This window comes from Streptomyces sp. NPDC006872, from assembly GCF_040635845.1.
Taxonomy (GTDB): Bacteria; Actinomycetota; Actinomycetes; order Streptomycetales; family Streptomycetaceae; genus Streptomyces.
In genome coordinates this window covers 252,320-274,023 of the sequence record NZ_JBEYIL010000006.1, presented here as the reverse complement: position 1 = coordinate 274,023, position 21,704 = coordinate 252,320, and the positions used below count along the sequence as shown (strand labels likewise).

At 68.8% G+C, this 21,704-nt stretch carries 14 protein-coding genes; 8 read left to right on the top strand and 6 right to left on the bottom strand.

Going from position 1 to position 21,704, the window contains the following annotated elements:
• Window positions 1–26: 26 nt before the first annotated feature.
• Window positions 27–887, top strand: coding sequence for a 2Fe-2S iron-sulfur cluster-binding protein (locus ABZ725_RS20010; RefSeq protein WP_358803938.1), 861 nt, complete (start codon window positions 27–29; stop codon window positions 885–887).
• 7 nt (window positions 888–894) lie between these two features.
• On the top strand, window positions 895–1,743 hold the full coding sequence (fdhD, locus tag ABZ725_RS20005) for a formate dehydrogenase accessory sulfurtransferase FdhD (protein WP_358803937.1): 849 nt from the start codon (window positions 895–897) through the stop codon (window positions 1,741–1,743).
• 212 nt (window positions 1,744–1,955) lie between these two features.
• Here the strand turns inward: fdhD and ABZ725_RS20000 are convergent, their stop codons facing one another.
• Complete coding sequence (locus ABZ725_RS20000; protein WP_358803936.1) at window positions 1,956–2,975, bottom strand: bile acid:sodium symporter family protein; 1,020 nt, start codon at window positions 2,973–2,975, stop codon at window positions 1,956–1,958.
• A gap of 144 nt (window positions 2,976–3,119) precedes the next feature.
• Here ABZ725_RS20000 and ABZ725_RS19995 point away from each other — a divergent pair, with 144 nt between their 5' ends.
• Window positions 3,120–4,016: a LysR substrate-binding domain-containing protein gene (locus ABZ725_RS19995; protein ID WP_358803935.1), complete on the top strand. Its 897-nt coding sequence runs from the start codon at window positions 3,120–3,122 to the stop codon at window positions 4,014–4,016.
• Here ABZ725_RS19995 and ABZ725_RS19990 read toward each other — a convergent pair.
• Window positions 3,998–5,029 (bottom strand): AsnC family transcriptional regulator, encoded by a 1,032-nt coding sequence (locus ABZ725_RS19990; protein WP_358803934.1) that lies wholly within the window; start codon window positions 5,027–5,029, stop codon window positions 3,998–4,000. The two genes, ABZ725_RS19995 and ABZ725_RS19990, sit on opposite strands and share 19 nt — an antisense overlap.
• 143 nt (window positions 5,030–5,172) lie before the next feature.
• Between ABZ725_RS19990 and ABZ725_RS19985 the strand changes: the two genes are divergently transcribed.
• The 3 genes from ABZ725_RS19985 to ABZ725_RS19975 all read left to right on the top strand — a co-directional run bounded on the left by ABZ725_RS19985 (window position 5,173) and on the right by ABZ725_RS19975 (window position 9,825).
• Window positions 5,173–6,717, top strand: a complete 1,545-nt coding sequence (locus ABZ725_RS19985) for an MFS transporter (protein ID WP_358804145.1) — start codon at window positions 5,173–5,175, stop codon at window positions 6,715–6,717.
• A 271-nt stretch (window positions 6,718–6,988) separates the two neighbouring features.
• On the top strand, window positions 6,989–8,815 hold the full coding sequence (locus ABZ725_RS19980) for an AMP-dependent synthetase/ligase (protein WP_358803933.1): 1,827 nt from the start codon (window positions 6,989–6,991) through the stop codon (window positions 8,813–8,815).
• A 173-nt stretch (window positions 8,816–8,988) separates the two neighbouring features.
• On the top strand, window positions 8,989–9,825 hold the full coding sequence (locus ABZ725_RS19975; RefSeq protein WP_358803932.1) for an aldo/keto reductase: 837 nt from the start codon (window positions 8,989–8,991) through the stop codon (window positions 9,823–9,825).
• A gap of 93 nt (window positions 9,826–9,918) precedes the next feature.
• Here ABZ725_RS19975 and ABZ725_RS19970 read toward each other — a convergent pair whose 3' ends face one another.
• From ABZ725_RS19970 to ABZ725_RS19955, 4 genes are all read right to left on the bottom strand, one after another.
• Entirely contained in the window at window positions 9,919–10,638 is a 720-nt protein-coding gene (locus ABZ725_RS19970) for an SDR family oxidoreductase (RefSeq protein WP_358803931.1), read from the bottom strand.
• 156 nt (window positions 10,639–10,794) lie between these two features.
• On the bottom strand, window positions 10,795–11,775 hold the full coding sequence (locus ABZ725_RS19965; RefSeq protein WP_358803930.1) for a methyltransferase: 981 nt from the start codon (window positions 11,773–11,775) through the stop codon (window positions 10,795–10,797).
• A 253-nt stretch (window positions 11,776–12,028) separates the two neighbouring features.
• Window positions 12,029–13,750: a glycoside hydrolase family 6 protein gene (locus ABZ725_RS19960; protein ID WP_358803929.1), complete on the bottom strand. Its 1,722-nt coding sequence runs from the start codon at window positions 13,748–13,750 to the stop codon at window positions 12,029–12,031.
• Between the two features lie 199 nt (window positions 13,751–13,949).
• Window positions 13,950–15,485 (bottom strand): cellulase family glycosylhydrolase, encoded by a 1,536-nt coding sequence (locus tag ABZ725_RS19955; protein ID WP_358803928.1) that lies wholly within the window; start codon window positions 15,483–15,485, stop codon window positions 13,950–13,952.
• Between the two features lie 262 nt (window positions 15,486–15,747).
• Between ABZ725_RS19955 and ABZ725_RS19950 the strand changes: the two genes are divergently transcribed.
• Window positions 15,748–18,663 carry a glycoside hydrolase family 48 protein gene (locus ABZ725_RS19950; RefSeq protein ID WP_358803927.1) on the top strand — a complete coding sequence of 972 codons (2,916 nt, stop codon included), beginning with the start codon at window positions 15,748–15,750 and terminating at the stop codon, window positions 18,661–18,663.
• A gap of 315 nt (window positions 18,664–18,978) precedes the next feature.
• Window positions 18,979–21,657, top strand: coding sequence for a cellulose binding domain-containing protein (locus ABZ725_RS19945; protein ID WP_358803926.1), 2,679 nt, complete (start codon window positions 18,979–18,981; stop codon window positions 21,655–21,657).
• Window positions 21,658–21,704: the final 47 nt, after the last annotated feature.

Below are 21,704 nucleotides of genomic sequence, written 5' to 3'. Positions count from 1 at the left end.
GCGACCGGACGCACAGGAGCCGCCGTATGACCGCCGTATCGCTGGGAGTGCCACGTCGGCTGGTGGAGTTCACGATCGACGGACAGGAGGCCAGGGTCCCCGAAGGGGCGACGATCCTCGACGCCTGCCGAGCAGCCGGGACGGACGTCCCGACCCTGTGCCAGGGCGACACGCTCACCCCGAAGAACGCCTGCCGGGTCTGCGTGGTGGAGGTCGAGGGCTCCCGGACCCTGGTGCCGGCGTGCTCCCGCAGGGCGGAGCCCGGCATGGAGGTCCGCACCGACACCGAGCGCGCCCGGCACAGCCGCAGGATCGTCCTGGAACTGCTCGCATCCTCGGTCGACCTGTCCACGACACCGATGGCTGCGGAATGGATCAAGGAGTACGAGGCGAAGCCGGACCGCTTCGGACCGGACGCGGCCCGACTGAACGAGGAACCGAAGATCGACAACGAACTCTATGTACGCGATTACGACAAGTGCATCCTCTGTTACAAGTGCGTCGACGCGTGCGGTGACCAGTGGCAGAACACTTTCGCGATCTCCGTCGCAGGGCGCGGTTTCGACGCCCGGATCGCCGTCGAGCACGACGCTCCGCTCACCGACTCGGCGTGCGTGTACTGCGGAAACTGCATCGAGGTGTGCCCGACGGGGGCGCTGTCGTTCAAGTCCGAGTTCGACCGGCGGGAGGCCGGAGACTGGGACGAGGCTTCCCAGACCCGGACCACGACCGTGTGCGCATACTGCGGAGTGGGCTGCAACCTCACGCTCCATGTGCAGGACAATGAAATCGTGAAGGTCACCTCACCGCACGACAACCCGGTGACTCACGGCAACCTTTGCATCAAGGGCCGCTTCGGCTACCAGCACGTACAGAACCGGGGCTGATCACGACATGGGACGAGTCACCGAACGACGCAAGGTGATCCGCATCAGGGACGGAGTGGTCTCCGCCCGACCGGACACCCTCGTCGCCGAGGAACCACTGGAGATACGGCTCAACGGCAAGCCGCTCGCCATCACCATGCGCACGCCCGGTGACGACTTCGCGCTGGCCGCGGGCTTCCTGGTCAGCGAAGGTGTACTGGCCACCGCATCCGATCTGCTGAATATCGTCTACTGTGCGGGCGCGACCGTCGACGGATCCAACACCTACAACGTGGTGGACGTACGGACGGCCCCCGGTGTGAGGATTCCCGACATCACCCTGGAGCGGAACGTCTACACGACCTCGTCCTGCGGCCTGTGCGGCAAGGCGAGCCTGGACGCGGTCCGCACGACGACCCGCTGGCCCATCGCCGACACTCCCCCGCTCCGGATCGAGCCCGAGTTCCTCGCGAGCCTCCCCGACCGGCTGCGCGCGGCCCAGCGGGTGTTCGACCGGACCGGGGGGCTCCACGCGGCGGCCCTCTTCTCCGAGGACGGCGAACTGCTGGACGTACGGGAGGACGTGGGTCGGCACAACGCGGTCGACAAACTGGTCGGCCGCGCGCTGCAGAACGGGGACCTGCCCCTGTCCCGGACGATCCTGCTGGTCTCCGGCCGGGCCTCGTTCGAACTGGCACAGAAGGCCGTGATGGCGGGGATCCCGGTGCTCGCGGCGGTCTCGGCACCCTCCTCCCTGGCGGTGGACCTGGCCGTGGAGACCGGGCTGACACTGGTGGGTTTCCTGCGAGGAAGTTCCATGAACGTGTACGCGGGCGAGGACCGCATCGCTCTGCGGGCCGCGGCCGCCCAGGGCTGACCCGGTTTCCCCGCTGCACGGCGGCGGGGCCCCGACCGGCGGGGAGCGCCCCCTGCGCCGAGGGGCCCCGCCTCAGCCCTCGGCGATCTCGACGAACACCCCGGCGAACGTCTCGCATACTGCATACCGTCGACTCGCGGTCGACTGTAGACAGCAGACGGCAGACGGCAGACGGCAGACGGCAGACGGCAGACGGCAGACGGCAGACGGTCTCACGCTGCGGCCGACGCCGCCCGCTCGTCCACGCGTTCCCCGGACGACTCCAGTGGGTCCCTCGCACGGCGTTTGGCGATGATCGCGCAGACCATCAGCTGCATTTGATGGAAGAGCATCAGCGGCAGTACCGCCAGAGAGGCATGTGCACCGAACAGGACGCTCGCCATGGGCAGTCCGGAGGCGAGGGACTTCTTGGAGCCCGCGAACTGGATGGCGATGCGGTCCTCACGGTTGAACCGCAGCGCCTTGCTGCCGTACCAGGTCACAGCGAGCATCACAGCGAGCAGAACGGCCTCGACGACGAGCAGTCCGCCCAGCCGTACGGCGCTGACCTGGTGCCAGATGCCCTGGACCATGCCCTCGCTGAACGCGGTGTAGACGACGAGAAGGATCGAGCCGCGGTCGACGAGTCCGAGCACCTTCTTGTGCCGGGTGACGAATCCGCCGATCCAGCGGCGCAGCAGCTGTCCCGCGACGAACGGTACGAGCAGTTGCAGCACGATCTCGACGACCGAGTCCGCGGAGAATCCGCCGCCGCTGCCGCCGAGCACGGCGGCGGCCAGCAACGGTGTGACGACGATGCCGACCAGCGAGGAGAAGGAACCCGCGCAGATCGCGGCGGGCACGTTGCCGCGGGCGATGGAGGTGAAGGCGATCGACGACTGGATGGTCGACGGCACGAGCGTGAGGAAGAGCAGCCCCTGATAGAGCGGGTGGGTGAGGAACACCGGGACCAGGCCGCGCGCCGCCAGGCCCAGCAGCGGAAAGATCACGAACGTGCAGACCAGGACGGTCACATGAAGGCGCCAGTGTTTCAGTCCGTCCAGCGCCTCCCGGGTGGACAGTCGAGCGCCGTACAGGAAGAAGAGGAAAGCGATCGCGGCCGTGGAGGCTCCGGAGGCCACATCGGCGGCGGCGCCCCGCGCCGGGAACAGAGCCGCCAGCCCGACGGTCCCGAGCAACAGCAGGATGTAGGGGTCGACCGGCATCCAACTGGGCCAGTGCAGGCGTTTCACGGTGCTCCACGTGCGCTTCGATGGGCGTGCGTCGGGGCCCGGAGGGGCCCTCTCCATCGTCCTCCTACGAACCGTGATCGGGAATCCGGTATACGGCTCTCACTGTCATCACGAAACACGATGACAAACGCTTACAGTGGCGGTGTGTACGAGCCCTCTCATCTGCGGACCTTCCTGGCCGTGGCCCAGACGCTGAGTTTCACGCAGGCCGCGCGGCGGCTCGGGCTGCGCCAGTCCACCGTCAGCCAGCACGTACGTCGGCTGGAGGACGCGACCGGGCGGGCGCTGTTCACCCGGGACACGCACTCCGTGGAACTGACGGAGGACGGCGAGGCGATGCTCGGGTTCGCCCGCCGGATCCTGGACGTCCATGAGCAGGCCACGGCGTTCTTCACCGGTACCCGGCTGCGCGGGCGGCTTCGCTTCGGCGCGTCGGAGGACTTCGTGCTGACCCGGCTGCCGGAGATCCTGGAGGGTTTCCGCCACGACCATCCCGAGGTCGACCTGGAACTGACGGTGGAGCTGTCGGGCACCCTGCACGAGCAGCTCGCCGCGGGGAAACTGGACCTGGTGCTGGCCAAGCGCCGCCCCGAGGATCCGCGCGGCGAGCTGGTGTGGCACGACAGGCTGGTGTGGATCGGCGCGGAGCGGCTGCGGCTGGACGCCGATCGTCCGGTCCCGCTGATCGTGTTCCCGCCCCCCGGCATCACCCGCGCCCTGGCTCTGGAGGCGCTGGAGCGGCAGGGGCGGGCCTGGCGGATCGTCTGCACGAGCGGCAGCCTCAACGGACTCATCGCGGCGGCCCGAGCGGGCCTGGGCGTGATGGCGCACTCACGGGGCCTGATCCCGCCGGGCCTGGTGCGGATCCCGGAACGGGCAGGAATGCCTGAGCTGGGGCGGGTCGACTTCGTGCTCGTGCACGGACGCAAGGCTTCGTCGGCGCAGGGTGCCGCCGACGCGCTGGCGGCGGCGATCCTGGCGGGCGGCGACCGACTGCACCGCCGGACGGCGTCCACCGCCCCTCACCGCCCACCACGCTGATACGTCAGCTGCTTCACCCTCCGCAGGAACGGCGTGGCCTCCACGTGCTGGACGCCCTCCAGCCGGCCCAAGGGCCCACTGAGGTAGCCGTACAGGCCTGCCGTCCCGCGGGCCACCGCCGTGACCACGATCTGGGAGGGGCCGGCCGTGGCCGAGGCGAAGGCGACCTCCTCGTGGGTGGCGAGCGCCTCGCCGACCGCGTGCAGCGCGGAGGGCGTCGTGGTGATCCACAGGACGGCGGCGAGGGGATAGCCCAGGAACTCGGAGTGGTACTCGACGTCGATGTAGACGGCGCCGGAGGCGAGCAGGGCGGCGAGACGGCGTTTGACGGCGGACTCGGAACGGCCGGTGGCCTTCTGGAGTTCGGGGTAGGTGGCGCGGCCGTCGCGTTCGAGCACAGCCAGCAGGGGCTCGTCCTCGGGGTCGATACGGGCCGGCCCCAGCGCCGCCCCCACCGTTCCCGCCGCCGCTCCCGAGACCGTTCCCGCCGCCGTTCCCGGGTCGAGGCGCGGAGTCAGGGCGGCGACCTGTTCGTCGTCGAGCGCCCGGAACTTGCGCATCCAGCCGGTGGGGCCGCCGTAGAAGCGGTGGAGGAGTTGCTGGGCGCGGATCTCCAGCACGCTGGGCGTGCGCGGAAGCTTGCCGAGCAGCAGGTCGTCGTGGTCGCCGGGATGACGGGGCCGGGTCATACAGACGATCTCGGTGCCGCCCGAGCCGAGGCCGATCCAGTATGTGTCGGGCCGTTTGGCGAGCGCGTCGGCGATGACCGTGGCGCTGTCGGGAATGCAGCGCAGCCGCAGCATCCACTGGTCCTGCCCGAGGCGTTCGGCGTCCCGGACGGCGACGACCCTGAGCCCGGCCTCGGCGCAGAGTCGGCGGTAGCGACGGGCGATCGTCTGGTCGGAGACCCCGAGGACCGTGCCGATCCTGCTGAACGAGGCCCGGCCGTCCACCTCCAGCGCCGACAGCAGCTGGAGGTCCAGCTTGTCCAGGGTGTGGGATTCCATCTCCATCGAGCCGTCCTCCGTCGGATTCCGTCGACCGGTCATAAGTTTCCATGGTGATCGACCGCTTCCGTCCCAGGGTGGAGACACAGGAAATCCATCGCAGGAAAACGGGAAAATCGAGGAGTGGGGATATGCGCACAAGCGGAAACATGCGCACATGGGGGCCGCTGACCGCGGTATGCCTGGGCACGTTCATGTTGTTGCTGGACGTGACGATCGTGCTGGTGGCGCTGCCGGACATGGCACGGGCGATGGACGCCTCGCTGAGCGATCTGCAGTGGGTGGTCGACGGGTACGCGCTCGCGCTGGCCGCGCTGCTGCTGGGTGCGGGAGCCGCCGCCGACATCCTGGGCCGGCACCGGGTGCACGTGGCGGGGGTGGTGCTGTTCGCGGCCGCGTCGCTGCTGTGCGGGCTGGCGAGCGGGCCGGAGACCCTCGTGGCCGCGCGGGCCGTGCAGGGCGTGGGTGCGGCCGCGATGTTCGCGACGACGCTCCCGCTGCTCGGCTCGGTCTACCAGGGCCGGCAGCGGTCGGTGGCGCTCGGGGTGTGGGGCGCGGTGAGCGGCGCGGCGGCGGCCGTCGGGCCGGTGCTGGGCGGGCTGCTGACGGAGGGCCCGGGCTGGCGGTGGATCTTCTATGTGAACCTGCCGGTGAGCCTGGTCGCGGTGTGGCTGACGCTGAAGGCGGTGCCGGAGTCGAGGGGCACGCGCGGGATGCGTGTCGACTGGGCGGGCACGGCGACCTTCGCGGCCTTCGCGGGCGGGACGACGTATGCGGTGGTGCGGGCCGGTGAGGACGGTTGGACGGCGTCGGCGACGCTCGCCTCGTTCGGGCTCGCCGCGCTCGCGCTGGTGTGCTTCGTGCTGGTGGAGCGTCGGGCGGCGCATCCGCTGCTGGATCTGTCGCTGTTGCGCCGGCCCGCGTTCGTGGGGGTGATGGTGGGTGCGCTGGCCTTCAACGGCGTGGCGTTCGGGGTGACGCCGTATCTCTCCATCTGGATGCAGACGCTGTTGGGGATGAGTCCGGTGCGTGGCGGACTGACGCTGCTGCCGATGACGGTGGCCGCCATGGTCACCGCGATCCTGGTCGGGAAGTTGCTGCACGGGGCGCCGGCCCGGCTGACCATCGGGGGCGGGCTGTTTCTGATCGGTTCCGGCTGTTTCTGCCAGGCCGTGCTCGACGCGGGCTCGGACTGGACGGCGTTGGTACCCGGGTTCGTGCTGGTGGGCATAGGAACCGGTTTCGTCGCACCTACCGTGGCAGGGGCGGCGCTGGCCGCGGTGGAGCCGGCGCGAGCCGGAATGGCGGGCGGAGCGGTGAACACCGTACGGCAGCTCGGGTTTGCGCTCGGAGTGGCGGTCTTCGGCACCGTCGCAACGTCCCGGATGACCGACACGCTGCCGCACGACGCGTCCCACACGCTGGCGGGCGGGGGTGCCGCGGCCCTGCGCGGTGTGTTCCCCGAGCACACCCTGCGGTCCGCGTTCGCCTCCGGGCTGGATACGGCGCTGGTGGTGGCGGGCTGCACGGGCGTCGCAGCCGCCGTGCTCGTCCTCGCGCTGGTCAGGCCGCCTCGCGCGGCCGCGGCAGGAGTAACGGAAGCAACAGGAGAAGTAACAGCAGAGGCATCGGAACAAGTAACGGAATCGGCGGCTCCGGCGCTGTCCGAGGAGAGGGTGACCCCTCGCCCGTGACGTCGGGGTACGGGGTCTGGCGGTGCAGGCCGTGACGGGCCTCGGAAGGGGTCGGGCAGCGTAAGCGGTACGGGCAGATTCGGTGGAGATTACGGTACCGAAACTTACTCGACCGTCAGTTTTCTGTCCGACCCTTCCCCATGTGAGCCCATTTTCCAGCACTGACCAGCGCAGACACGAGCATCGCTCGCTTTCCGCCCCCCTCCCGCCCTGCCGTTCGGTGGGGTAGCTTTCACGGCGCTGTGCGGCCATGAGAAGCGGGGTGCTGGGTTTGCGCGAGTTCACCAACCCTCCGTTGGCGTTGGCACCGCCTGTCGGCGGTCTGGCCGACGTCGTCTTCCGGCACGCCCAGGAGGAGCCGCATTACATCGCCCTCGGCCGCAAGGACGACCAGGGCGAATGGCGGGACGTCACCTCCGCCGAGTTCCGCGACGAGGTCCTCGCCCTCGCCAAGGGCCTCCTCTCCCAGGGCATCCGCTTCGGCGACCGCGTCGCGATCATGTCCCGCACGCGCTACGAGTGGACGCTGTTCGACTACGCCCTGTGGACGGTCGGCGCCCAGGTGGTGCCGGTCTACCCGACCTCCTCCGCCGAGCAGTGTTTCTGGATGCTGTACGACGCCGAGTGCACGGCCGCGGTCGTCGAGCACGAGGACCACGCGATGACGATCGCCACCGTCATCGACCGGCTCCCCCAGCTGCGTCAGCTGTGGCAGCTGGACTCGGGGTGCGTGCAGGAGCTGTACGACGCCGGTGCCTCCATCGAGGACGACGTCGTCCACCGACATCGGGAAGCGGTTACCCCCGACTCGACCGCGACGATCATCTACACCTCCGGCACGACGGGCCGGCCCAAGGGCTGTGTCATCTCGCACGGAAACTTCATGTTCGAGGCGGACACCGTGATCGAGCGGTGGGAGCCGGTGTTCCACTCGAAGAAGGGCGACGAGGCGGCGACGCTGCTGTTTCTGCCGCTCGCGCATGTCTTCGGCCGGATGGTGCAGATCGCCGCGATCCGCGGCAGGGTCCGCTTCGGCCACCAGCCGCAGCTGCACGCGGCCGCCCTGCTGCCCGACCTGGCCGCCTTCAGGCCGACGTTCTTCCTGGCCGTGCCGTACATCTTCGAGAAGGTCTTCAACGCGGCCCGCCGCAAGGCGGAGCGGGAGGGCAAGGCAGGCCCCTTCGAGAAGGCCGTCGACGTGGCCGTGAGCTACGCGGAGGCGGTCGAGGCGAAGGCGTGGGGCATCGGGCCCGGCCCCTCTGCGGGCCTGCGCATGCAGCACCAGCTCTTCGAGAAGCTCGTCTACTCCAAGGTCCGCGCGGCCATGGGCGGCCGCGTCCGGCACGCCATGTCCGGCGGCTCGGCCATGGACCGCAAGCTCGGCCTGTTCTTCGCCGGCGCGGGCGTGCAGATCTACGAGGGCTACGGTCTGACCGAGTCGACGGCGGCCGCGACCGCCAACCCGCCGGGGCGCACCCGCTACGGCACCGTCGGCCAGGCCATCCCCGGCATGACCGTGCACATCGCGGACGACGGCGAGATCTGGCTGCACGGCGAGAACATTTTCCAGGGTTACCTCAACAACCCCAAGGCCACCGACGAGACCCTGCACGACGGGTGGCTCGCCACCGGTGACATCGGCGCCCTCGACGAAGACGGTTTCCTCACCATTACCGGCCGCAAGAAGGAGATCCTGGTCACCTCCGGCGGCAAGAGCGTCTCGCCGGGGCTGCTGGAGGAGCGGGTCCGCGACCATCCGCTGGTCAATCAGTGCATCGTCGTCGGCAACGACCGGCCGTTCGTGGCCGGTCTGATCACCCTCGACCAGGAGGCCGTTGAGCACTGGCTGCAGATGCGCGACAAACCGCAGCTCACGCCGGTCGAGCTGGTGCGCGATCCGGACCTGGAGGCAGAGGTGCGGCGGGCCGTCGTGGCGGCCAACACGCTGGTCTCACAGGCCGAGTCGATCCGCACCTTCCGGATCCTCGCCCAGCCCTTCACCGAGGAGCACGGTCTGCTGACGCCGTCGCTGAAGCTGAAGCGCAAAGCCATCGAAAACGCATACGCGAACGAGGTCGACGCGCTATACCGCACGTAGGGTTTCCCACGGACGGTAAATGTGTTTCATGCGTTTCATGTGATCCTGGGAGACGTGAAACGTGTTTCCGATGGGCTCCCGCGAACGAAAACAGGGGTCAGGAATGCAGCACCCGCCGTGATCGTTCACGATGGGAGCATCACTTTGACGGACAACCGAAGGATCAAGAGCTCGTGAGCAGCAAGGTCCCCCCGATCATCCTCAACAACGGCGTGGAGATGCCCCAGCTGGGCTTCGGTGTCTGGCAGGTGCCGGACGACGAGGCGGAGCAGGCGGTCGCCACCGCGCTGGAGGCCGGGTACCGCAGCATCGACACAGCGGCGATCTACGGCAATGAGGAGGGCACCGGCAAGGCCATCACCGGCGCCGGCGTGCCCCGCAAGGACATCTTCGTCACCACCAAGCTCTGGAACGGCGACCAGGGGTACGACGCGACGCTCCGCGCGTTCGACGCCTCCCTTGAGAAGCTCGGTCTGGACTACCTGGATCTGTACCTCATCCACTGGCCGCTCCCGGCCCGCGACAAGTACGTCGACTCGTACAAGGCGTTCGAGAAGCTCCTCGCGGACGGCCGCGTCCGGGCGATCGGCGTGTCCAACTTCCTGCCCGACCAGCTGGAGCGGCTGATCGGCGAGACGTCGGTCATCCCGGCGGTCAACCAGATCGAGCTGCACCCGCATCTGCAGCAGCACGCCTCCCGCGAGTTCCACGCGGAGCAGGGCATCGCGACCGAGGCCTGGTCCCCGCTCGGCCAGGGCAAGGGGCTCCTCGAGGTCCCGGCGATCGTGGCCATCGCCCAGAAGCACAACCGCACACCGGCCCAGGTCGTGCTGCGCTGGCACCTCCAGCTCGGCAACGTCGTGATCCCGAAGTCCGTGACGCCGTCGCGGATCAAGGAGAACATCGACGTGTTCGACTTCAGTCTGGACACCGAGGACCTGGCGGCGATCAGCGCGCTGAACGAGGACCGTCGCATCGGTCCCGACCCGGCGACGTTCGACGTCGGCTGAGCACCGAACGGGGGTGCACGGCCCCTGCGACGCGTAGCGGGCGCCCCTGGTCGGGGGCGCCCGCTACGCGCGTCACAGTCCTTCGTCGCCAGGTCAGTTGGGCTGCCCGATCGGCCGTACGACGACGGTGTTGACGTCGACGCCCGCAGGCTGCCGGATCGCCCACACCACGGAGTCCGCGATCTGGTCGGCGGTCAGCAGCTGCCCGGGCGGCAGGCTGCCGTAGCTGTCCCAGAACGGGGTCTCCACCCGGCCGGGCGCGATCAGCGTCACGCCGACGCCCCACTCGGTGACCTGGCGGCGGGTGTTCTCCGCGAGGCCGGTCACCGCCCACTTCGTCGCTCCGTAGATGTTGCCCGGCGTGGGCACGAAGCCCGCGACACTGCCCACCAGCACGATCCGCCCGCGGGTCTCCTTCAGCGCGTCGATCGACGCACGGATGAGGAGTGCAGGGCCGAGGACGTTGGTCAGCACCATGTCGGTCCAGCCGGCCGGGTCGCCCTCGGCGACCGAGTCGTGGGTGGCGGTCCCCGCATTGGCGACGACTGTATCCAGTCGACCGTATTCCTTGAGCGTACGGTCGACCGCCGACTGTACGCAGTCGTAGTCGGCGGCGTTCCCGGCAACCGTCAGCAGTCCCGCCGGCTCGCCGAGTTCCACGGCGAAGGCGCGCAGCCGCTCCTCTCCGCGACCGGTGACGGTGACCCGGTACCCGGCGGCCAGCAGTTGCCGCGCGACGGCGGCGCCGATTCCGCTGCCGCCGCCGGTGATCAGTGCGACCGGAGAATCCGGCGTGCTGGAAGAGTCGGTCATGGCGTGCCCCCATAGCGTTGCTGCCTGCGTTACCTGCATTGCCTGCGTCGCCCTGCTCAAGGTGAGTGACGCGGCACGCAGTTCATCACTTGGAGCGTTCTCCAAGTCAAGCCCCACCAGGGGAACTTGGCGCAGGACCAAGGCTGCAGGCTGTTGCTAAACCGGTTTCACAGCCGTATACACGGTGTGCGCCGCCAGCACGAACACGTCCGCCCTGCGGTGCAGGCCCGCCTCGTCCTGCGGGTCGAGCAGCCGGTCCAGCGTGGCCCGGTCGTCTGCGTCCAGGGTGTCGCCGACGACGTCCCGCAGCCGGGACAGGGACGTGGCGATATAGGCGCGGGCCCGGTCGGAGGCGGGGGCGGGCAGGTCGAGCAGGAAGCTGCGGGTGCGGAAGTGCTTCAGGCCGGCCGCGCCGAGCAGAGCCGCCCAGTCCTCGGTCTCGGCCACGGATCCGGGCAGTTCGGCCCGCATCCGTGCGAACCACTCCTCCTGCAGCGCGTCGAGCCGCGCCTCCAGGCCGGGCCGTCCGAAGCCGAGGTCGCGTGGCAGGAACCGGGGCGGCAGTCCGCCCTCCATGATCGCCAGCGTTCCGCCGGGCGCGAGCCGCTCCGCGAAGGCCGTCAGGGCGGCACGCTGGTCGCCCAGGTGATGCAGACTGCGACCGGCCCACAGCAGATCGGCCGGGTAGTCCAACTCGTCGAGCACACCGGGGAGTTCACCGGTCAGGGTGCCGAAGCGGTCGCCGTACCCGAGCCGGTCGGCACGCTGCCGTGCCCGCTCCAGCAGCGGCGCGGAGCCGTCGACCGCCATGACCCGCGCACCGGAGAACGTCTCGGCGAACAGACAGGAGACCACCCCGGGGCCACTGCCCACGTCCACGATCAGCCCAGGCTCGGTCACCTCCTTGCCGAGCCAGGACAGGGCCCGCTCGTACAGGGGCGTGAACAGTTCGGCCTGCGCCTCCAGATGCGGGGCCATCTCGGCCCAGTCGATGTCGGGGCCGTGACCGTGCGCATGGCCATGATTCTGGCCGTGCGCATGGCCCTCGTCATGGCCCTCGTCATGGCCCTGCTTCTGTCCGTGGTTCTGTCCGTGGGTGTGCTGGTCGCCGTGCGATTCGTGCGGATGGTGCGCCATGGTGGTCAGCCTCTCGTCCGGTGTGCCGTCAGCGTGCGCCGACGCACCGGCCGAGGGCCACTCCTGTTGCCGGGACGGCAAAAATCAGGATGCGGACAGCAAGCCGATCCACCGAGGACAAGGGACGGGAACCGCCCGGCGGTGGAACGAGCGATCCGCCGGGGTCCGGCCCGAAAGAGCCGACCGACCCCGGCGGATCACCGTCACTTCACCTTCTCCTTCGCCTCACCGCCGTGCGGATCGGCTCACCGACCTACAGCGGCGGGTACGCGTTCTGCATCAGCTGCTGGAACTGGGCCGAGAACCAGTGTCCGGACAGCGGGGCGTTCGCGAGGGAGCCGGACATGCTGTTGCCGTTGCGGGGGTTGCCCGTGTACGTGGGGTCGCACATCCGGTCGAAGCCCTTGCCCTCGTCGTTCGGGATGGCGGAGCTGGAACCGTCGGACTCGCCCGGCGGCTTCATCCACACATACGCGTCGATCCCGGCGGCCGGTGCGGCCTGCGGGCGCTCGCCGAGGCCTGCGCCCGACTGGTTGCACCAGTTGCCGATGTGGATGCGACGGTCGTAACGGCCGCCGTCGACATAGGTGTCCACGCTGGTCGTCGCGCCCGGACCGGCGGGCCGGGCGGTGCCGCCCCAGCCGTTGCGGGAGGTGTCGATCAGCATGCCGATGTTCGACCTGAAGCCGGTCGAGACCAGCTGGCTGCGGAAGGCCTGGGCGTACGACAGCTCGTCGACGTAGCGGTTCCAGTCCACCCACTTGGACTCGCGTACCGACTTGCCGGCCACGGAGTCGTTGATGGTGAAGTTGTTCTCCTTCAGGGCGCTGTAGTTCGCCGTGTTGGTGATGAAGCCGTGCACGTCGTCGACGGTCGCGCCCTCGGCGGTGGCGGCCTGGTAGAAGAGCTGGGCGGAGGGGGCGAAGTTGTCGTCCCAGCCGAGCCAGCCGTGGTGACCTGCGTCGATGTAGTTGTAGACGTTGGGGATCGCGCCGAGCTTGTTCAGCGCGTAGCCGACGCCCTTCACGTAGTTGCCGTTGGCCTTCATGGTGTCGCAGGCCGCGGTGGCGGTGGGCCGACTGCCGGTGTTGGTCACGAGGTTGGGCAGCGAGTCGATCTCGATGGTCGTGACGATGCGCAGGCCGGCGTACTTGCTGTCGGCGAGGATCGTCGCGATCGGGTCGATGAACTGCGTCTTGTACTTGTCGATCTCCGTCGGGCCGAGCTCGCCGTTGGAGGCGAGAGCCGCGCAGTCACGTCCGGGAAGGTCGTAGACGACCAGTTGGACGACCTCCTCACCGCTGCCCTTCTGGGCGAGCGCCGCGTCCAGGTGGGCGCGCAGACCCATGCCGCCGCTCACCCCGTTGATGGCGGCGATGCGGTCGAGCCAGACACCGGTGGGCTGGTTGGAGATACGGCTGCCGCCCGTCTCGGCCGCGGCCTTCGCCGACCACTCGGGGTTCACGTACACCTTGGCGCCGGAGTAGGGGTTGTCGACCTTGGTGGACGGAGTGCCGGGGTCGGTCGGCCCCGGGTCGGTGGGTCCACCGGTGCCGCTGTCGACGTTGCAGGTCACACCGTCGAGAGTGAAGGTGGTCGGGATCGCGTTGGTGCCGCTGTACGAGGCCTGGAACCCGAAGCTGACCGAACCGCCGGTCGCCAGCGTGCCGTTGTAGGTCTCGTTGTTGGCGGTGACGGCCGTACCGGACTGGGTGATCTTCGCGTTCCAGCCGTTGGTGACCGTCTGGTTGCCGGCGTACGCCCACTTCACCGACCAACTCGACTTGGCTGCCGAGTTGTTGGTCACGGTGACGGCGGCGGTGAAGCCGGTGCCCCACTGGTTCTGCACCTGGTAGTCGACGGTGCACGGGATGGCGGCGATGCTCGAATCGCCGGGGACGACCGCGAGCGCCGTCCCGGAGGCGCCGGCGACCAGCGCCAAGGCGGCGAGTACCGCTGTTCTGCTACGGCTCATGAGTGCGGGTTTCCTTCTTGGTTGAGGGTGCTGTCCGTTCCTTCGCTGGTTCCGTTCGGTGGCGCCGTTCGGTGGATCCGTTCGCTGGTTCCGCTTGGTGCATCCGCTCGGTGCATCCGCTCGGTGGATCTGCAGGCAGCCGGCCGCCCCTGTCCGGTGGAACCGTCGAGGGAGCTGCCGGTGCGTCTGCCGATGGCGCCTATCCGTCGAGTGCGCGCAGGTGGTCGCGCAGGCCGGTGCCGTACGCCGTGGGCGTCCCGTCATAGCCCGAGATCAGGGACGGACCGGTGGAACAGTCCCAGGTGTTCCAGGTCCAGCCCAGGTAGGACAGGCCGCGGTCGTCGAACCACTTCATGACCTGGTCGACGAAACCGTGCGAGCAGGTGTTCTCACCGATCTCCCCCGCCACGAGCGGCACTTGGGCGGCGACAGGGGCGAGTGTGGAGTTCCAGCAGCTCTCGTTCGCGCAGCTGTTGAAGTTGTAGACGTGGTACGCGGCGGCGAGATTGCCGGTCGGGTCGGTCGGCCTGTACGTCAGCCACTGACCGAGGTCGTTGGAGTACGCGAGCCCGCCGGCCAGGATCACGTTCTTGGCGCCGGTAGCCCGTATGGAGTCGACGAGATCCTGCATACCGGCGACCTCGTACCCGATGCCGGGGCAGGTGCCGCCGTCCCGCCAGCACTGCCACGCCTGGGTGATCGTCGAGGTGGCGCGGTCCGGGTAGGGCTCGTTGAACAGGTCGAACACGACGGCCTGGTCGTTCTTGAAGGCGTTGGCGACCGAGGTCCAGAACGACGGTGTGTACTGCATGTCGGGCATCGGCTTCTGGCAGCTGGCGTGCACGTCGGAGCAGCCGGCCGAGTTTCCCGTGTACTGGCCGTAGTTCCAGTGCAGTTCGACGACCGGGGTCATGCCGTGAGCCTCGACGCGGGCCACCAGGTCCTTGACGGCGTTGACGTAAGGGGAGCCGCCGTACGCGGAGTTGATGTTCGCCAGGCCCAGCCAGCACTCCTCGTTGAGCGGGATGCGGACCGTGTTGACGTTCCAGTCGGCGATCGCCTGGACGGCGGCGTCGTCGACGGGTCCGTCCCAGATGCCGCGCCCCTGTACGCACATGAACTCACCGCCGGAGCGGTTCACGCCGAGCAGACGGCGGGTCTTCCCGTCGGCGTCCACGAGCTTGTTGCCCGAGACGTGCAGCGCGGGCGGCTCGTCACCGGTGTCCGGCGGATCGGTCGACGGCGGCGTGGTCGGAGTGGGGGTGGGGGTGGGGGTCGGTGTTGAGGTGGGGGTGGGCGTAGGGGTGGGGGTCGGTTCCGTGTCGACGTTGCAGGTCGTGCCGTTGAGCCTGAACGTCGTCGGCACGGCGTTCGCCCCCGACTTCGAGGCGATGAAGCCCGCGCTGACGCTCGCGCCGGTGCCCAGGGAGCCGTTCCAGCTCTCGTTCGCCGCGGTGACGGTCGTGCCGGACTGGGACCACTTGCCGTTCCAGCCCTGGGTGACCTTCTGACCGTTCGCGAAGTCGAAGGCAAGGCTCCAACTACTGACGGCCGCCGCGTTGTTGGTGATCTTCACGGCACCCTGGAAGCCCGCGTCCCACTGGCTGGTGACGGAGTACTCCACCGTGCACGCGGGCGTGGCTCCCTGCGCCGCAACGACCGGTAACAGGGCGCCCGCGACGAGGGCGACCGTGCCGGCGACGGCTAAAAAAATTGAACGCGGGGGGTGTCGCATGAGCGACTCCTTGCAGCTCAGGCGCGTCGTAACAGACGCGTCGACTGATGGAACCGCTCCCACTGGTGTCTCGAAGTTAGCGCCAAGCGCTGGCAAAGAACAGGGTCGTCGCTGACTTTCCCTCAACTTCTGACGTCGAATCTTTTCGACTCTTCAAGCACCTTGACCGCGTTCACCCCCGTCCCCACTATGGGAGCGCTCCCACTGGTTCAAGGCTTGTTGCTCCTCCCCCTTCTCCGAGCCGCAAGGAGGAACCAGCACCATGGATCCCTCACGCAGACGCCGCGGGGCGCGGCGCCTGTGGACCGCCGTCACAGCGGCCCTCGCGCTCCCCCTCGCCATGCTGAGTTCGAGTTCAACTCCCGCACAGGCAGCCGCACTTCAGTGCAGCGTGGACTACAAGACCAACGACTGGGGCTCCGGGTTCACCGCGGATCTGACCCTCACCAACCGGGGCACCGACCCGATCAGCGGCTGGGCCCTGACGTATTCCTACGCGGGCAACCAGAAGCTGACGAACGGCTGGAACGGCAGCTGGTCGCAGTCCGGTCAGCAGATCACGGTGAACAACGCCACCTACAACGGGACGATCGCCGTGGGCGCGGCGGTCAGCACGGGCGCGCAGTTCACCTACAGCGGCACGAACGCCGCTCCCACGAACTTCGCGATCAACGGCACCACCTGCGTCGGCGCGCATCAGCCGCCGGTCACCGTGCTGACCAGTCCGGCCGCGGGCGCGGTCTACACGCAGGGAAACGCGGTGCCGCTCGCTGCGACCGCCGCGGCCGCCGACAGCGCGACGATCGCCAAGATCGAGTTCTACGACGACACGACCCTGCTGGGCACGGACACGACGTCGCCGTACTCCCTGTCCGCTTCCGGGTTGTCCGTGGGCACCCACTCCCTGGTCGCCAAGGCCTACGACAGTCTGGGGGCGTCGGCGTCGTCGACACCGGTCGGCATCACGGTCGTCTCGGGACCGGCCGTGGTCGCCTCCGCGAACCAACTGGCGGTGCAGCAGGGCAAGACGGGCACCTACTCGCTGAAGCTGTCGACCCAGCCGTCGGCCAATGTGACCGTCACGACCGCGCGCACCTCGGGCAACACGGGTCTGGCGGTGACGGGCGGCGCGAGCCTGACCTTCACACCGTCGAACTGGTCCAGCGCCCAGAACGTGACCATCACCGCCGACGCCACGGGCACGGGCTCCGCGACCTTCGAGTCGACGGCGACCGGGCATGCGAAGGCCTCGGTAACCGCTACCGAGATCGCGGGCGCAAAGGCGTACGACGCCCGGTTCCTCGAGCTCTACGGCAAGATCACCAATCCGGCAAACGGTTACTTCTCACCCGAGGGCATCCCCTACCACTCGGTCGAGACGCTGATCGTCGAGGCCCCGGACCAGGGTCACGAGACCACGTCGGAGGCCTACAGCTACCTTCTCTGGCTGCAGGCCATGTACGGGAAGATCACGGGCGACTGGACCAAGTTCAACGGCGCCTGGGACATCATGGAGAAGTTCATGATCCCCACCCACGCCGACCAGCCGACCAACTCCTTCTACAACGCCTCCAAGCCGGCGACGTACGCGCCCGAGCTGGACACCCCGAACGAGTATCCGGCGCGACTGGACACCGGTGTGTCCGTGGGATCGGATCCGATAGCCGGTGAACTGAAGACTGCATACGGCACGGACGACGTCTACGGTATGCACTGGCTGCAGGACGTCGACAACACCTACGGCTACGGCAACGCGCCCGGCAAGTGCGAGGCCGGCCCGACGGACACCGGTCCGTCGTACATCAACACCTTCCAGCGCGGCGCACAGGAGTCGGTGTGGGAGACGGTGCCGCAGCCGACCTGCGACGCCTTCAAGTACGGCGGCACGAACGGCTATCTGGACCTGTTCACCGGCGACGCCTCCTACGCCAAGCAGTGGAAGTTCACCAACGCCCCGGACGCCGACGCGCGGGCCGTGCAGGCCGCGTACTGGGCGGACGTCTGGGCCAAGGCGCAGGGCAAGGGCAGTGACGTCTCCGCGACCGTCGGCAAGGCCGCGAAGATGGGCGACTACCTGCGCTACTCGATGTACGACAAGTACTTCAAGAAGATCGGCAACTGCGTCGGACCGACGGCCTGCGCGGCCGGCACCGGCAAGGACGCCTCGCACTATCTGATGTCCTGGTACTACGCCTGGGGCGGCGCCACGGACACCAGTGCGGGCTGGGCCTGGCGCATCGGGTCGAGCCACACGCACGGCGGCTACCAGAACCCCCTGGCCGCCTACGCCCTCAGCAGCTACGCCGACCTGAAGCCCAAGTCGGCCACGGGACAGGCGGATTGGGCGAAGTCGCTCGGCCGTCAGCTGGAGTTCTACCGCTGGCTGCAGTCCAGCGAGGGCGCCATCGCGGGCGGGGCGACGAACAGTTGGGCGGGTCGCTACGCGACTCCTCCGACCGGCACGTCGACCTTCTACGGCATGTACTACGACCAGCAGCCCGTCTACCACGACCCGCCGTCCAACCAGTGGTTCGGCTTCCAGGCGTGGTCGATGGAACGGGTCGCCGAGTACTACCAGCAGACGGGGAACGCGAGCGCCAAGGCGGTCCTCGACAAGTGGGTCGACTGGGCGCTGTCCAAGACCACGATCAACCCGGACGGCACCTTCCGGATCCCCTCCACCCTCCAGTGGTCGGGCCAGCCCGACACCTGGAACGCGTCAAGTCCCGGTGCGAACACGGGACTTCACGTCACGGTCGCCGACTACACCAACGACGTCGGGGTGGCCGCCGCGTACGCCAAGACCCTGACGTACTACGCCGCCAAGTCCGGTGACACGGAGGCGAAGACGACCGCCAAGGCGCTCCTGGACGGCATGTGGACCAACAACCAGGACGCTCTCGGCATCGCGGTCCCCGAGACCCGCGCCGACTACAACCGCTTCGACGACGGCGTGTACGTCCCGAGCGGCTGGAGCGGCACGATGCCGAACGGCGACCCGATCAACTCCTCCTCGACCTTCGCCTCGCTGCGCTCGTTCTACGAGAGCGACCCGGCCTGGTCGAAGATCGAGAGCTATCTCGCGGGCGGAGCCGCGCCCGTGTTCACGTACCACCGCTTCTGGGCCCAGGCGGACATCGCCCTGGCCATGGGCTCGTACGCGGAGCTACTCGAATAGCCCCCGCCGGGCGCTCCGCGGGTCGGGCGGTTCATGTCTGCGGGCCGTGTGTGGCTGGTCGCGCAGTTCCCCGCGCCCCTGAAGGGGCGCGGTACCGCACCGCTCCTTCGCGGAGTCGCCCGAAGCTCCGCGTACGCGGTCCCGTCACCTGACGACGGGGCCCGGCCGGGCGGCCCCCACCCGCACAGGGGGCCGCCCGGCAGTCGCACGTCCCGTGTCCCCCGCACCGATCTCCTCCCGCACAGAACTCCTCCCGCACCGTTTCCTCCCGCACAGATCTCCTCCCACATGGCTTCGCGAGGAAGGACCCCCACCGTGCGAAGAACCCGCATCCTCACGGCCGTACTGGCGCTCGCCGCCGGCCTCGTCGCGGGCAGCCCGCCCGCGCTGGCGGCGGACGGCCCGAGAGCGACACTGGCCGCAGAGTCGTACACCTGGAAGAACGCCCGGATCGACGGCGGCGGCTTCGTGCCGGGCATCGTCTTCAACCGCAAGGAGAAGAACCTCGCCTACGCACGCACCGACATCGGCGGCGCATACCGCTGGCAGGAGTCGAGCAAGACCTGGACGCCGCTGCTGGACTCGGTCGGCTGGGCGGACTGGGGGCACACGGGCGTGGTGAGCCTGGCCTCCGACTCCGCCGACCCGAACAAGGTGTACGCGGCGGTCGGCACGTACACCAACAGCTGGGACCCGGGCAACGGGGCCGTGCTGCGCTCCGCCGACCGGGGCGCGAGCTGGCAGAAGACAGCCCTGCCGTTCAAACTGGGCGGCAACATGCCCGGCCGGGGCATGGGTGAGCGCCTCGCGGTCGACCCGAACAGGAACAGTGTGCTGTATCTGGGCGCGCCGAGCGGCAAAGGGCTGTGGCGGTCGACGGACTCGGGTGTCACCTGGTCGCAGGTGACGAACTTCCCCAACGTCGGCAACTACCAGCAGGATCCGACGGACACGAGCGGGTACGCCTCCGACAACCAGGGCATCGTCTGGGTCACCTTCGACGAGTCCACGGGGACGCCGGGCACCGCGACGAAGACGATCTACGTCGGGGTGGCGGACAAGGACAACGCGGTGTACCGCTCGACGGACGCGGGCGCGACCTGGACACGGGTGGCCGGGCAGCCGACGGGATATCTGGCGCACAAGGGCGTACTGGATACCGTCAACGGTTATCTGTACATCGCATACAGCGACAAGGGCGGGCCGTACGACGGCGGCAAGGGCCGGCTGTGGCGGTACGCGACGGCGACCGGGACATGGACGGACATCAGCCCGGTGGCGGAGGCCGACACGTACTACGGCTTCAGCGGGCTGACCGTCGACCGTCAGAAGCCGGGCACCGTCATGGCCACCGCGTACAGCTCCTGGTGGCCGGACACCCAGATCTTCCGCTCGACGGACAGCGGCGGTGCCTGGACGAAGGCGTGGGACTACACGTCGTATCCCAACCGTGCGAACCGGTACACGATGGACGTCTCCTCGTCGCCCTGGCTGACCTGGGGCGCGAATCCCTCGCCTCCCGAGCAGGCGCCCAAACTCGGCTGGATGACCGAGGCGTTGGAGATCGACCCGTTCAACTCCAGCCGCATGATGTACGGGACGGGAGCGACGATCTACGGCACGGAGAACCTGGCCAACTGGGACAGCGGCGGCCAGTTCACGATCAAGCCGATGGTGCAGGGGCTGGAGGAGACGGCGGTCCTCGACCTCGCCTCTCCCCCGTCCGGCGCCCCGCTGCTCAGCGCGCTCGGTGACATCGGCGGCTTCCGTCACACGGACCTGACGAAGGTGCCGTCGATGATGTTCACCTCGCCGAACTTCACGTCCACGACGAGTCTGGACTACGCCGAGACGAACCCGAACACGGTGGTCCGGGTCGGCAATCTGGACTCGGGGCCGCATGTGGCGTTCTCGACGGACAACGGTGCCAACTGGTGGGCGGGCACGGACCCTTCGGGGGTCAGCGGGGGCGGGACGGTCGCCGCGGCGGCGGACGGCAGCCGCTTCGTGTGGAGCCCGGCGGGCACCGGCGTTCAGTACACAACCGGTTTCGGAACCTCGTGGCAGGCGTCGAGCGGGATCCCGTCCGGTGCGATCGTGGAGTCGGACCGGGTCGACCCCAAGGTCTTCTACGGTTTCAAGTCGGGCAAGTTCTATGTGAGTTCGGACGGCGGGGCGACCTTCACCGCGTCCGCGGCGACCGGCCTGCCCGCCGGGGACAGCGTGCGCTTCAAGGCGCTGCCGGGCACGAAGGGCGATGTCTGGCTGGCCGGCGGGGCGAGTGACGGGGCGTACGGGCTGTGGCACTCCACCGACTCCGGCGCGACCTTCGCCAAGCTGTCGACCGTCGAGCAGGCCGACACCATCGGCTTCGGCAAGGCGGCCACGGGCGCGTCGTACCAGACGCTGTACACCAGCGCGAAGGTCGCCGGCGTCCGCGGGATCTTCCGCTCCACGGACAAGGGCGTGACATGGACCCGTGTCAACGACGATGCCCACCAGTGGGGTTGGACGGGAGGGGCGATCGCGGGCGACCCGAGGGTGTACGGGCGGGTCTATGTCTCGACGAACGGCCGGGGCGTCGTCTACGGCGACACCTCCGACACGAGCGGCGGGGGCACGGATCCGACGGACCCCACGGATCCCACCGATCCCACGGACCCCGCTCCGACGGGCGCCTGCGCGGTGACGTACACGATCACCAACCAGTGGTCGGGCGGCTTCCAGGCGGACGTCAAACTGGCCAACACCGGGACGAGCGCGTGGTCCGGCTGGAGCCTCAACTGGGCCTTCCCCAGCGGGCAGAGCGTCTCCCAGCTCTGGAACGCCGACTACACCCAGTCGGGTTCCACGGTGACAGCGAAGAACGTCGGCTGGAACGCCAACGTGGCGGCCGGCTCGTCCGTGAGCTTCGGCTTCACGGGCAGTTGGTCGGGCACGAACGCGAAACCGACGGCGTTCACATTGGGTGATCAGAGCTGCACGGTGAGCTGAACCAGGCACCGGTCAACCGGATGATCTCGTTCAGCGCCACGACCGAG